This window comes from Collinsella ihumii (assembly GCF_030385545.1).
GTDB lineage: Bacteria > Actinomycetota > Coriobacteriia > Coriobacteriales > Coriobacteriaceae > Collinsella > Collinsella ihumii.
The window spans coordinates 25141-38918 of the sequence record NZ_JAUEIQ010000013.1 but is presented as its reverse complement, the minus strand read 5'-3'; the positions used below and the strand labels follow the sequence as shown (position 1 = coordinate 38918).

Here is a 13778-nt window from a genome sequence, read left to right as displayed (position 1 = left end):
ACGGTCCCTTCGGGACAAACTCGCCTGAGTTTTTCGGCTCGCAGGGGAACATCGGGGCCCCTCCCGCGTTACCTGTACATGGAGGGCAGCTTCATGATGGAGGTTGGTTGGGGACGGGTTCATTCCAACCCATCCCGATGAGCTGGAATGAACCCGTCCCAAACCAACCCCACTGGACATCTTCTTAGGCGCGGCGCATCGCCCCCCCCGCCGCCGGGAACGCATTCGCCTCCTCAGTCGTATAGGATGTATGGAGGTGATTCATATGACAATCCCGACTATGCGCACCGATGCGTTCATGAACCACGCCATCGATGCGCACGGAGACGCCGTCTTGCGGCTCGCGCTGAATCAGCTGCGCAACGTATCCGATGCGCAGGATGCGGTGCAGGAGACGTTCGTCCGCCTGCTGACGAGCGGAACATCTTTCGAGAGCGACGACCATCTGCGCGCATGGTTGCTGCGCGTTGCCATCAATATCTGCCATGACCACCAGAAAAGCGCGTGGAGCCGTCGCGTCGACGCGCTTGACGACAGCAAGGCCGGCGGCGATACCCGCGAGTTGTCCACGGTATCCGCCGAGGACATCGTGCTGCGCAACCTGCGCGACCACCCGGTGTGGCATGCGCTCGCAGACCTTCCCGAGGATCTGCGCCTTGTCATCCATCTTGCCTACGTCGAGCAGCGAGACACCGCCCAGATCGCACAGCTGCTCGGCATCAAGGCCGCGACGGTGCGAACGAGGCTGTTCCGAGCCCGCAAGCGGCTCCGTGACGCCCTGAGCGCGGACGGCGCCTCCCGCCCTGCCGCCGAGAATCAAGCGCGCGTCTCCGTCCAACCCGGCGACGCGTCGCCCCATGGACCTCCTGTTCGCTGACGGGCACTGCACGCGAACCAACAGAAGGAGCAACCATGGCATCCATCATGAACGACTATGCAACCAAGATGAACCAAATCGCACTTACGCCGCGGATGCGCTCAGCGCTGGCCGAGCGGATCGCTGCGGAGCGCGCCCGCGTCCAGCAGCAGCCCCGCACCGCTGCGAGCCAGCCGTCGGCCTCCACCGAGCGCAGGCGCGGCCGCGTCTTCACGCGCCGCCGCGCGATCGCCGTCGCCGCCTGCACAGCCGGCCTCGCCCTGGGCTGCACGGCGCTCGGCATCCTGTGGGCGCCCTCGGAAGATCCCGCATCCGCCCCATCCGCAACGCAATCGGACCAAACGGGCGGCAGCTCGAACTCGTCGGCCGCAGCGGCCGCACAAGCCTCGTTCGTGCTTGCTGCCTATGCAGACGGCACACCGGTCGAAGACCGCAGCGACACCGTGCTCGCCGGCCCCGGATTCTTGGATTCCGTCAGCAGCTGGGAGGCAGGCCCCGATGACGATGACAACAACGTCCTGCGCGCCCGAAGTGTCTTCAGCATCGACCTTACAGCCTATGGCGATGACATCACGCAGCTCGACTACCGTATCGACGGTGACGAAACCGTGCAGCTCTGTTATCTGGGCAGCCGCAACTATCGCACTCCCGATGGGAGCTTTGAGGACATGCACGGGCAGAGCATGACCATCACGCAGGACATGCTCGAACGAATCGGAACCATCGACGGTGGCACGTTCTCGGTCGAGCTGAACTACGCGCTTCCCGATGATTTTCGAGCCATCTACGAGCGAGCAAAACAAGAGTCTACGGACGAATTCCGGTTCGAATCCATCGCGTACGGAGCGCAGCTCCTCGCCGGACGCACCATCACCATCATGGCGACCTTCGTCGACGGCACGACCCTCACCCATGAGTACCGAATAGATCCCGTCGATACCTTCAAGGAAACGCTCATGGCAAACGACCAGGCGTTTCACGATAGCTTTGACGATGAGAGCACCGATGAGTTCGTTCCCGAGCCGCTCTTCACAATCGAGCAGGTCAGCTAGGGTCCGGCGCCGGCGGAATGGAATAGGGGTTGGTTGGGGACGGGTTCGTTCCAACCCATCGGGATGTGTTGGAACGAACCCGTCCCCAACCAACCCATTCAAAACGTGCCATTTGGGGTATGCTACGTCACGGACTGTTCAACCTACCGGATGCACCGGCAAATCGAAGGGAGCATACCGTGGATCGCACCCGTTCCATCACGCCCGACGCCATCGCCGCCGCACACGAGTCGTTTATCGGCTGCCGCAGCAACCAGATCGCGCGTAACGCGGTCGCGGCATCGGGGATTGCCGCCGCAGCGCGCAACCCGCAGGTCGCGGCGCTCGGCACCACCACGTTCGACATCCAGCTCGAGCAAGGCGAGATCACGAACCAGAAGCGCTCGGGACGCTGCTGGATGTTCGCCAGCCTGAACACCATGCGCTACCGCATCATGAAAAAGCTCGGCCTCAAGACGTTCGAGCTCTCCCAAGCCTATCCCCTGTTCTGGGACAAGTACGAGCGCTCCAACTGGTTCTTTGAGAACATCATCGCCACGGCCGACCAGCCGCTGACGGACCGCGAGATCGCCTACCTCCTGTCCGATCCGTTGTGCGACGGCGGCCAGTGGGACATGTTCCGCTCCCTGGTCAAGAAGTACGGCGTCGTGCCCAAGGAGGCCATGCCCGAGACGTTCCACTCCTCCAACACCGGGACGATGAACCAGTACCTCACGCGCTACCTGCGCGCCGGCGCCAAGCAGCTGCGCGACGCCCATGCCTCCGGTGCGGACGTCGCCGCCATGAAGGAGCTCAAGCAGCAGCTCATGGACGGCGTCTACCGCGTGCTCGCCATCTGCCTGGGCGAGCCGCCCGCGACGTTCGACGTCCGCATCCGCGACGAGAAGAACGAGCTCAAGGCCTCGGGCACCTATACCCCGCAGCGGTTCTTCGACGAGTTCGTCGACATGAATCTCGACGACTACATCTCGATCATCAACGCGCCCACCTCGGATAAGCCCTATATGCACAGCTACACGGTCAAGTATCTCGGCAACGTGGTCGAGGACGGCGGCGTGCGCTACGTCAACCTCCCGATCGAGTCGCTCAAGCGCGCCGCCGTGGCGCAGATGCGCGACAACCTCCCCGTGTGGTTCGGCTCGGACGTGGGGCAGAGCTTCCTGCGCGAAGACGGCGTGCTCGACCCGAGCGCCTTCGAGGTCGACACCCTGTTCGATCTGCCGATCGAGGCCGGCCTGGACAAGGCCGCGCGCCTGGATTACGGCGAGTCGCTCATGACGCACGCCATGACGCTGCAGGGCGTGAACCTCGACGCCGACGGGAACCCGACGCGCTGGCGCATCGAGAACAGCTGGGGCGAGGATGCCGGCAAGAAGGGCTACGAGATCGCGTCCGACGCCTGGTTCAGCGAGTACGTCTACCAGGTCGTCGTTGACAAGAAGTACCTGACGGAAGAGGAGCTGGCCGCCTACGAGAGCGAGCCGATCGAGCTTGCCCCCTGGGACCCCATGGGTGCGCTCGCGCGCTAGAAACGCCGCGATTCCCACCTGCGCCCCGCGCCCCGTGCTCCGCATCCGCGGGCGCGGGGCGCATCCGTACGGGAGCTCGACCCTGTCACTGGGGCAGAGCTCCCCTCATTTTCGGCCTATCGGATCTGGCGAATCTCGACGTGGCCTCGGTACTCCTCGACCCGGGCGAAATCACCCTGACCGGCGCATTCGACGACATTGGCTCCGGTTGCCATGGCCAGGCGCAGACCGTCTTCCACCCGGGAGCGATCGCGGTACCAGACGGACAGAAACGCACCGAGCGTCGAGTCGCCGGCGCAGACCGTCGAAAGCACCCGCACCGGATACGTGCAGCGCGCAAACCACGCATGCCGCCCGTCGCTGAAGTACGCCCCCGCGCCGCCCATGGTGAGCAAGACCGCCTGCGCGCCCTCCTCATGCAGATGCTCCAAGGCGCACAGAGCCCCTGCATCGTCGTTCGCGCTCACCTCGAGCCCGAAGATGTCGCGCAGCTCGTCATCGTTAGGCTTGATCAGCAGCGGCCTCTGAGCAAGAAGCCGGCGCAGAAGCGGCGAGGAGATGTCCACAACCACCTCTCCCCCGCGCTCGCGCACCTTTTCGACAACGCGGTCCAGAAAGCCGTCGGACGTTCCCGGCGGCAACGAACCGGAGATGCTCAGGCACTCGAGCTCGGGAAGCGACGCGATGAGCTCGATCATGGCGTCCTCGTCGTGCCTCGAGATCGGAGCCCCGGCGTTCACCATGTTGTACTCGTGCTCCCCTGAATTCAAGAACACGTTCACCCGCGTGATGCCGTCGACCCAGACGGGAAAGACCTCGCATCCCCGCTCGCGCGCGCCGTCGACGATAAAGCGCCCCGAGAACCCCGCGAAGAAACCGAGGATGCTGGACGGTTCGCCGAAATGCTGCAGAGCGAACGAGACGTTGAGCCCCTTGCCGTTGGGGGTGTAGACCGCATCGCGGGTGCGGGTCACGCAATCCGGCGCGAGCCCGTCGCACGTCACGTTGTAGTCGATGGCAGGATTGGCGGTAAGGGTGTAGATCATCGAACGGCCCCCACGATAAGGACGGATGAGCGAAGGCCGCCCCGCGCAACACGAGACGGCCTTGCAAACGTATGCGATCGAAACCCCGCGAAAGGCGGGGAGCGCCTACTTGCGCTCGAGCTTGCGCACCGCGATGCGGCGGCTGTACTCGTCGACGCGGCCGAAGTCGCCCAGGCCGACGCTCTCGGCGACGTTCGCGCCGGTCGCAAGGGCCAGCTTGAGGGCCTCTTCCACGTTCTCGCGGTTGTGGTACCACTTGAGGATGAACGCCGCGAGCGTGCAGTCGCCGGCGCAGACGGAGGACACGAGGTTGATGTTGAACTCGCGCTTGGCGTACCAGATGTCCTCGCCGTTGGAGAAGTACGCGTCGCCGCGGCTGCCGCGGGTGAGCAGGACGTTCTGGACGCCGATGTCGTGCGCCATCTTCATGGCGACGCGGACCTCGTCATCGGTGTTCACGGGCACGCCGAAAATCGCCTTCATCTCGTGGTGATTCGGCTTAATGAGCAGGGGCTTCTTGGCGGCAAGCGTCTTCAGCTTGTCGCTGGAGATGTCGAGGATGACATCGCAGCCGCGATCCTGGGCGTGATCGATGACCTCATCGAGGAAGTAGCGCGAAGCCTTCGGGGGCAGCGAGCCGGAGATGATCAGGCACTCGAGGTCGCCCGTCGTGTCAAGGATCTTGTAGAGCTCGCGCTCGCCCTCAGGCGTCAGCGGGGCGCCCGCGTTCAGGATGCCGTACTCGTTCTCGCCGTCGTTGAAGTACGAGTTGATGCGGGTGATGCCGTCGATCCACACCGGGCGGCAGAGGCAGCCCATGTTCATGGTCTCCTCGACGATGTACTTGCCGGTGAAGCCGGCGAAGAAGCCGAGCGCGACCGAGTCGACACCGAACTTCTTGAGCGCGTACGACACGTCAAGACCCTTGCCGTTCGGGGTGTAGCTCGAGGTGACCGAACGGATATTTTCGTTCGGGATAAGCGGCGGGCACGTGACCGTCATGTCGACGGCCGGGTTGGCAGTCAGCGTATAGAACATTGATACTCCCCTTTCCAAAGAGACCGCGCAGCTCCGACGCTCCGTCGGGACCACGCGGTCACATAAAACATTATCCGAAAGCAAGTCCGAACAACATGCTTACCGAAACCTTACTTTGCAGCGGCCTCGAGCAGCGCCTTGACCTCATCGGCAGTGGTGCACTGGACCGCCTTGTCGGCGAGCTCCTTGGCCTCCTCGACCGTCCACTGGGAGATGGTCTTGCGGGTGCGCAGGATGCTCGGGGCGGACGTGGAGAACTCCTCCATGCCCCAGGCGATCAGCAACGGCGTGAGCAGCGGATCGGCCGCGGCCTCGCCGCACATGCCGACCATGATGCCCTCCTTGACGCCAGCCTCGATGATACTCTTGATGGCGCGCAGGACCGCCGGGTAGTACCAGCTGTACAGGTAGGCGACCTTGTCGTTGCCGCGGTCGGCTGCCATGGTGTAGCCGGTGAGGTCGTTGGTGCCGATCGAGAAGAAGTCGGCCTCCTTGGCCAGCAGGTCGGGAATGTTCGCGGAGGCAGCGGTCTCGGTCATGATGCCGACCTCGATGTCCTCGTTGAACTTGTAGCCCTCTTCGCGCAGCTCGTCCTTGCAGACCTCGACAAGGTCCTTGACGGCACGGATCTCCTCGACGCAGGTGACCATGGGGACCATGATCTTGATGTCGCCGAACGCGCTCGCGCGCAGCAGGGCGCGGAGCTGGACCTTGTACTCGTCAGCGTTGTCGAGGCAGTAGCGGATGGCGCGATAACCCATGAAGGGGTTCTCTTCCTTCACGAGCTTGAGATACGGGATCTCCTTGTCGCCGCCAACGTCGAGCGTGCGGATGATGACCGGGGCGCCCTTCAGGGCGACGGCGACCTTACGGTAGGCCTCGAACTGCTCCTCCTCGGAGGGCAGCGACTTGGCGTCCATGAACAGGAACTCGGAACGGAACAGGCCGATGGCCTCGGCGTCCTGATCGAGGGCGCCCTTGACATCATCGGGGCTGCCGATGTTGCACGCCATGATCTTCTTGAAGCCGTCGGCGGTGATCGTCGGCTTGCCGCGGAACGCCTCGAGGGCTTGCTTCTCGGCGATGAAGTCCTCGCGACGCTGGGTGTACTCGGCCAGGGTCTTCTCGTCGGGCTCAGCGATAACGAGGCCGCGGGAGCCGTCGACGATGGCGGTCATGCCGTTGTGCAGCGCGCCGCACGCGTTGGAGACGGACAGGACGGCCGGGATCTCGAGGGCGCGCGCGATGATCGCAGAGTGCGAGGTGCGGCCGCCGACCTCGGTGACGATGCCCGCGACGTTCTTCTTGTCGATCGTGGCGGTCATGGACGGGGTCAGGTCGTGGATGACGATGACCGTGCCCTCGGGCAGGACGGACAGGTCGACGACCTCGCGGCCCAGCAGCTCTGCCAGGATTCCGGTGCGGATGTCGGCGATGTCGGCGGCGCGAAGGCGGAACATCTCGTCGTCCATGGACAGGAACATGTTCTCGAACATGGTGCTGGTCTCGGTCAGCGCCTGCTCTGCGCAGGTGCCGCCCTCGATGGAGGCCTTGATGGCGCCACCGAGCTCAGGGTCCTGGGCCAGCGTCACGTGGCCGTACATGATCTCGGCCTCGGCCTCGCCGACGCTCGTCTTCATGTGCTCGGCCTGGGCCTCGGTCTTCTTGCAGAAGGTTTCGAGCGCCTTGTCGAAGCGAGCCTTCTCGGCTTCGGTGTCCTCGACCGTATGCGGCGTAAACGTCAGATCGGGCTCAACGGCAACCGCGACGGTACCGATGCCGATGCCCTCAGATGCGTTAACTCCCTCGTACATTGATCTTCCTCTCCTGTCAGCCCGACCATGAGGCCGGACCCCCTGCAAAAGCCGCGCGGAGCATCTCACGGCGATACCCCGCGCGCACTATTAAATAAAGAAAGGTTTCCGGAATCGGGCGTTACTCGCCAAGACCGCTCTTGATGAGCTCGAGAGCAGACGCGAGGGCCTCGTTCTCGTCGCTGCCGTCGCAACGGACCTCGACCTCGGTGCCGCACGGGATGCCAGCGGCCATGAGGGCCATGGGGCTCTTGCCGTTGACCTCCTTGTCAGCGGTCAGGATGGTGACGTCGCAGGCGAACTTGCCCATCGTGGAGGCAAAGAGGCCGGCGGGACGCATGTGCAGACCCTGCGGATTGATAAGGGTGACCTTCTCAGAAACCATAGTGTTCTCCTTTTTGATCTGTGCGCACCCCAGACATCAGGACACGCCAAAGTACACGACTAGTTTAACGCAATAAAGGACAAAAGAAATGCAAAAGCGCGAGGAGGTGGCCGAAAGGTCCGTCTGGCGCGCAGGAGGTCGCGCGAAGCATGCTGGACGGGCACGTCTGGCGGGTCGGCGAGCGGTCATCTTCCCGTCAAGCGCATCCGTTGCGCGGGGCACCTGATCGCATCGTCCTTGGGAAGCGATGATATATATCCCGATGCGCCCCCACATCGGCAAAAACCACGGGATTACCCGGCAACGGTACCCGGTAACGGTACCCAGAACTGAGGAAGAGGGCCCCTTAAAAGGCCCTCTCCCTCAGTTCTGGGTACCGTTACCGGGCCCTATTAGCGGGTAGCCTGGTAGAGGGCCCGGCGCGAACTAAACCGACCGGTCGTTCCCGAAGGGGCTACGACAGGCGCTCGCTGACGACGCGCGCCACGCCTTCCGGATCGTCGGCATCCTTGACCGCCACGCGGAACCCGTCGTCCATCAGCGCCTCAGCAACGCGCGAAAGCAGCTTGAGGTGCGTCGTTCCCGACTGGCCCTCGGGAATGAGCAGGGCGATGGCGATCCGCACGGGCACGCCGTCCATGGTCTCCCACTCCTCGGCACCCTGCGCGAGCTTCGCCACCATGACGGCGGCGCGCTGGACGGTCGCCGACTTGGCGTGCGGGATGGCAAAGCCGTCGAGCATGCCCGTGGTGCCCTCAGCCTCGCGCTTGAGGAAGGCCGCCATGAGCTCATCGGCGTCCTGGGCGAGCCCGAGGTCGACCGCGCAGCGCGACAGCGTCGAGAGCACCTCGTCTCGCGTGGAGCAGCGAAGGCCCACCAGCACGTAGTCGGCGGAAACAACGCTCTCCGCGAACCCGGAGGGCGCCTGCGCGCGCGGGCCCGCCTCTTGCGGGGTGCGCGCAAGCTTGCGGCGGAGCTTTGAGCCGAGCGTCTCTTTACACGAGGGCGAACCGGAGAGCGCAGCCTGGTTACCGGAAAGCCGCGCCAGGGCGAGCGCGCCGTCGATCAAATCACCCGCCGCCTCGACGGTAAGGGGGCATGCCGCACCCGTCGAGATGAGCGGAACCCCTGCAAACCGTTCGGCTCCAAACGGAGAACCCCCGATGATGAGGGCGGCATGCGCCGAGGCGATCTCCTCGCGCGTCAACTCGTCGACCGCCCCGTCGGCAGCGTACAGCTCCGTTCTCACCGCAAGCGAACGCCCGCGCGCCGCCTCCTCGATCGAAGCGGCAGCCTGCTTTGCCCCGCGTTCAACCGAGACAACAAGATCGACCCGATGAGCCATACGCCCTCCCCCAACAACCAGGTGCCCGCACCCGATGCGCCCATGCGCCTCCAACCAAACAGCGTATGCGCCAGCATACCACGCGCGGCCCCGGCTTCCATATCCCCATGATGCGCAAATCGGTGAGAACGCGCGGTGCCGGCATCCGCCGGCCCCGGTGCGGCGACGCGCGACTGCACTGCAGGAAACCAGCAGGTGAGCGGCACCTACGGGGGCGCCGAGCCGCCGGGTGCGCGACGCTGAAGGGGCGGATCGGATGGATAATTCGACATCTCCCGCTCAAAACGCGTCGACAGACAGCCCGCATCAACTATAATTGCCATGTTTTGCGCCATTAGCTCAGCTGGATAGAGCAGGGGACTTCTAATCCCAAGGTCGTTGGTTCGAATCCGACATGGCGCACCATCCCGCGAACAAGGGCGTCGGCGACGGCGCCCTTTTGCATGCCGCCCCAGGCATACATGAGGCCCGCCCGCGCATGGGCGGAACGTGGACTTTCATGCAGAATCGCCGAATGTTCCCATCCTTCATGCGCTTGCTGAGGGCAACGGGTATCCTGACCTGTCGGACGACGACGGAGCGACCGCAGGCCCGCGATGCGAAGGAGGATACATGGGCGCCCTTGATTCCCATGCGCGCATAGCCGTGCTCATACCGTGCTACAACGAGGCCCCGACCATCGCGAAGGTCATCGACGACTTCAGGCGCGTCCTGCCCGATGCGAGCATCTACGTCTACGACAACAATTCCCGCGATGACACCTCCGCCATCGCCCGCGCGCACGGCGCCATCGTCCGCCACGAGGCGCGCCAGGGCAAGGGCAACGTCGTGCGCCAGATGTTCCGGGACATCGACGCCGAGTGCTACCTCATGGTCGACGGCGACGACACCTACCCCGCAGAGGCGGCGCGCGCCCTGTGCGACCCGATTCTCGACGGCTCGGCCGACATGACCGTCGGAGACCGCCTCTCCAACGGCACCTACGGCAAGGAGAACAAGCGGGCGTTCCACAACTTCGGCAACAACCTCGTGCGCCGCATGATCAAGCTGATCTACGGCTACTCGTTCGAGGACGTCATGACCGGGTACCGCGCGTTCTCGCGCGTGTTCGTCAAGACGTTCCCCGTGCTGTCCGACGGCTTCCAGATCGAGACCGAGCTGTCCATCCATGCGGTCGACCGCCACTGGCGCATCGTCGACGTGCCCATCGCCTACCGCGACCGCCCGGAGGGATCCGTCTCCAAGCTGTCGACGGTCTCCGACGGCATCAAGGTGCTCGCGACCATCGGGTCGCTGTTCAAGAACTACCGCCCGATGAAGCTGTTCACGCTCGTGGCCCTCGTGTTCCTGGCCCTCGGCCTTTGGCTCGGCATCCCGGTGGTCGTCGAGTTCCTGCACACCGGCCTGGTGCCCCGCTTCCCCACCGCCATCCTCGCGGCTTCCCTGATCTTCCTGTGCGGGCTGTCGTTCGCGACGGGGCTCATCCTCGACTCGGTCGCAAAGGTCGAGCGCAAGCAATGGGAGCTCGCCGTCTACCGCGAGATGGACCGAGAGGGTCGCGGCGGACGCGCATAGGCGCGCCTCACGGGGCCGACTGGCGCGAAATGAATTGGCCGGCGGTTCCTTACGACTCGAGCCCGAGGTACTTGGTCCAGAATTCGCGCGACGTGAGGTATGGGAAGGCGTCCTTCCACGCCTGCCTCACCTGCTTGCCGATCGTGCGGTGGCGGCGCAAGAGCTCGTGCTCGCGCATGCGGATGGCGCGGAAGCGCGCACGGTCCATGTGCCGGATCGTGCCCTTGGTGCGCGTCGGGTCCAAGAACACGAGCGTCTCGCGGGCAAGCGACTCGCCCTCGATCATCGCGGCGCCGTTCTTGACGACGTACCCCGGGCGCGTGCCGAGCATGGGCTTGGGCAGATAGTGCTTGTCGTAGGGCAGCGAGCGGAGCACCTTCATGAAGCGCGACGCCTGCGACTCGACGTTCGCATGCGACAGCACCTCGCGCGTGACGCCCGCAGCGCGAAGCAGCTCGGGATCCATGTCCTCGACCGGCATGAGCCGCTCGTTGCGCGCGCCGTTTTGCCTCATGAGCTCGGCGCCGTCGAGGCTTTCCAGAAACTGCGGCCCCTTGAGGTAGTCCTCGAACCCGTCGAGCAGCAGCTCGGCCGCACTGTAATCGAGATCGCGCAGGTCCTGGCGCACGCTGCGGCGGATGCGGACGATAAAGAGCCCCTCCGACGCGCAGTCGTCCACCGCGATCATAGCCATGAAGTTGCGGATGTACTGGTAGCAGTCGACCGACGCGCGGAAGCGCCCCTCGAAGCTCTCGTGCCACACGCAGATGCCGTTCATGGTCATGAACACCGGCTGGTTGCGCATGCCGAACTCGACGTCGTCGCAGCGGATGAAAAACGGCATGGGCAGGCCGTTTTTCTCGATGGCCGCCGTCGGGATGCAGCTGTACCACCAGGCGCCGTACGCGTTGGGGACCTCGACGTTCGTGCGCTCGTTGACGAGCAGGTCGGAGAGCGACCCCATGTGCAGGTCGGTTTTGACGCGACGGTAGGCGCCCGAGTTCAGCACGAAGGAGACGTCCTCGAACTGGCGGACCGGGTCCTCCAGCGACAGCATCGCGCCGTTGATGAAGGCGTCGCGATAGGGCCCCTGGGCAAGCGCGAGCAGGTTGTACGTGCGGATCAGGCTCTCGGGCATGATGTGCACGTCATCGTCCATCACCAGCACGTGCGTGAACTCGCCCAGATGCTCCGTGGCGGCCATCATACCGCGCGCAAAGCCGCCCGATCCCCCCGTGTTGGGGTTCGGAAGGACGCTCACCAAATCGTCGGTGAGCGCGTCGACGTCGAGCGTCCTGCCGTTATCCACCACGAACATATGGAAATTGCCGAGGATCGGCACCCCTTCCGCGCGGATGCCCGCTTGGACGAGGTCGATGTTCGCCGTGATGTAGGCCTCCTTGTTGAAGGTCGTCGTGGCAAGCGCGAGGCGGACCTCGTTGATGCGCTTGGGATCGACCTTGGCATACCAGTACGCGCGCGCGATGACGAGCCGCTCCCCTTCAGCGGGAACGGCGATGAACCCGATGAGGTCCTCGCCCGCGGTGGGCACCTCGATATCGAGCGCAACCGGCGCGTCGGGGGCGGCGTCCACGGCATGCGCGGAGAACACCTGGCGATCGGACGCATCGGACGCCACCGCATCGATGCGGATCTCGCCCGCGCCCGCCACCTCCACATGGAGCCAGACTTCCTGAAGGCCCGCATACATGCGCCACTTGCAGGCAGAGCATCCGTTGACATACGTCAGGAAGTCCGCCGTGCCCGTGAGCTCGAGTCCCGCACCGTCCTCGTACCGGGCCGCCCCCGCCTGCGCACGGTAGTACAGCTCGGGATGGTCGGCAGCGTGGTCGTCGACCGTGAGAACGACGTTGGAAAGTTTGAAATCGACAGTCATTCGTACTCCAGGGGACTCGTGCGCGCATACGGCGCAAAGCGTTTGCCTCAAGTCTACTTGAAGCATGCCGCGCCCGCGGCCATTTCATGCGAGAAGCGAAAATCGAGCCCCGCCGAAACGGAGGCCCTGTGGACGGGCCGCCGCCTTGAGCGACTCGGTCGCGCCTCGGGTAAGCTATCATGAGGCGCAGATTGCTTATCCGTGCGGAGGTTACCCCATGCCGTTTCTGAGCGTATTGATCCCCGTCTACAACGGCGAGGACTATCTTGCCGACGCGATCGAGTCGGCGCTGAACCAGCCGTGCGACGACCTCGAGGTCGTCGTGGCCAACGACGGATCGACCGACCGGTCGCTCGAGATCGCCCGCGGCTACGAGGAGCGCGACGGCCGCGTGCGCGTCCTCAGCCACGAGAACATGGGGCCGGGGGCGACGCGAAACAAGGCGATCCCCCAGCTCAAAGGATCCTGGATCCTCTTTCTCGACTGCGACGACATCATCTTGCCGAACTTCTACACCGAGCAGGTGCGCGCGTTCCTCCAGTTCTGCCGCGCGCACGAGGTGGAGACCATCGTCCCGTGCCGCCTGTACGGAGACGTGAAGCTCAGCTGGGCGAACATGGAGTACGTGCCCTTCGACGAGGTGTTCGGCCAGGGCAGCGACGCCTCGTGGCGCGTCGACTACGAGTTCGCCACGCTTCTGTACTCGGCCGAGCTGCTGCGCCGCGAGCGCATCGAGTTCGGGATCACGCGTCCCGCCGAGATGGAGAGCATCTTCCGCCACAAAGCGGTCTTCTGCTCCAAGCGCACGGTGTTCACGAACCGGCTGTGGTTCGCGGTGCGCCGCGAGAACCCGCACCAGGCAACACGTGACCGCAACTGGAACAGCGTCCATGTCGACCGAATCCGCTATGAGGGGTTCAGCGACCTGATCGAATGGCACCGCCAGCGCGGAACGACGGGCTTCGTCATCGAGGAGGCGGCGCGCCGTCGCGACGCCGCGAAGGCCTCCATCGACCGCGGGGAGCAGCCCCGCACGCTCAGGCGCCGCATCGAGGAGCACCGGGCATATCGCCGCTGGAAGCAGGATCGCCGCCGCGCCTCCAAACCCCTGGGCGAATGGATGCTCGACGAAGATCGTCAACGCGAGGCCATCGAGGCCATCGAGCACCAGATCGAGCAGTCCTCCTGACGCCGTGCAAATCGGGGACGTACCTGCCGCG

The 13778-nt window shown here is 64.6% G+C and carries 11 protein-coding genes and 1 tRNA gene; 6 read left to right on the top strand and 6 right to left on the bottom strand.

Going from position 1 to position 13778, the window contains the following annotated elements:
- Positions 1-265: 265 nt before the first annotated feature.
- From QVN30_RS10880 to QVN30_RS10870, 3 genes are all read left to right on the top strand, one after another.
- Positions 266-877 carry an RNA polymerase sigma factor gene (locus tag QVN30_RS10880; RefSeq protein ID WP_289836366.1) on the top strand — a complete coding sequence of 204 codons (612 nt, stop codon included), beginning with the start codon at positions 266-268 and terminating at the stop codon, positions 875-877.
- A 35-nt stretch (positions 878-912) separates the two neighbouring features.
- Positions 913-1929 carry a hypothetical protein gene (locus QVN30_RS10875; RefSeq protein ID WP_289836365.1) on the top strand — a complete coding sequence of 339 codons (1017 nt, stop codon included), beginning with the start codon at positions 913-915 and terminating at the stop codon, positions 1927-1929.
- Between the two features lie 179 nt (positions 1930-2108).
- Positions 2109-3458 (top strand): C1 family peptidase, encoded by a 1350-nt coding sequence (locus QVN30_RS10870; RefSeq protein ID WP_289836364.1) that lies wholly within the window; start codon positions 2109-2111, stop codon positions 3456-3458.
- Between the two features lie 116 nt (positions 3459-3574).
- Here the strand turns inward: QVN30_RS10870 and QVN30_RS10865 are convergent, their stop codons facing one another.
- The 5 genes from QVN30_RS10865 to QVN30_RS10845 form a co-directional block, all read right to left on the bottom strand.
- Complete coding sequence (locus QVN30_RS10865) at positions 3575-4504, bottom strand: 1-phosphofructokinase family hexose kinase (RefSeq protein ID WP_289836363.1); 930 nt, start codon at positions 4502-4504, stop codon at positions 3575-3577.
- 105 nt (positions 4505-4609) lie between these two features.
- Positions 4610-5542, bottom strand: a complete 933-nt coding sequence (locus QVN30_RS10860) for a 1-phosphofructokinase family hexose kinase (protein WP_066833387.1) — start codon at positions 5540-5542, stop codon at positions 4610-4612.
- 110 nt (positions 5543-5652) lie between these two features.
- Complete coding sequence (gene ptsP, locus QVN30_RS10855; RefSeq protein ID WP_289836362.1) at positions 5653-7356, bottom strand: phosphoenolpyruvate--protein phosphotransferase; 1704 nt, start codon at positions 7354-7356, stop codon at positions 5653-5655.
- A 121-nt stretch (positions 7357-7477) separates the two neighbouring features.
- Positions 7478-7741 carry an HPr family phosphocarrier protein gene (locus tag QVN30_RS10850; RefSeq protein ID WP_066833398.1) on the bottom strand — a complete coding sequence of 88 codons (264 nt, stop codon included), beginning with the start codon at positions 7739-7741 and terminating at the stop codon, positions 7478-7480.
- Between the two features lie 454 nt (positions 7742-8195).
- Positions 8196-9086, bottom strand: a complete 891-nt coding sequence (locus tag QVN30_RS10845) for a PTS sugar transporter subunit IIA (RefSeq protein ID WP_289836361.1) — start codon at positions 9084-9086, stop codon at positions 8196-8198.
- 328 nt (positions 9087-9414) lie between these two features.
- On the opposite strand from QVN30_RS10845, the gene QVN30_RS10840 reads away from it, so the two are divergent.
- Positions 9415-9491 (top strand) — tRNA-Arg (locus QVN30_RS10840).
- Between the two features lie 207 nt (positions 9492-9698).
- Complete coding sequence (locus QVN30_RS10835) at positions 9699-10661, top strand: glycosyltransferase family 2 protein (RefSeq protein ID WP_289826516.1); 963 nt, start codon at positions 9699-9701, stop codon at positions 10659-10661.
- A 49-nt stretch (positions 10662-10710) separates the two neighbouring features.
- Here QVN30_RS10835 and QVN30_RS10830 read toward each other — a convergent pair whose 3' ends face one another.
- Complete coding sequence (locus tag QVN30_RS10830; RefSeq protein WP_289836360.1) at positions 10711-12558, bottom strand: glycosyltransferase; 1848 nt, start codon at positions 12556-12558, stop codon at positions 10711-10713.
- A gap of 217 nt (positions 12559-12775) precedes the next feature.
- Here QVN30_RS10830 and QVN30_RS10825 point away from each other — a divergent pair, with 217 nt between their 5' ends.
- A complete protein-coding gene (locus QVN30_RS10825; RefSeq protein WP_289836359.1) occupies positions 12776-13747 on the top strand; it encodes a glycosyltransferase family 2 protein in 972 nt (323 codons plus the stop codon).
- Positions 13748-13778 lie beyond the last annotated feature (31 nt).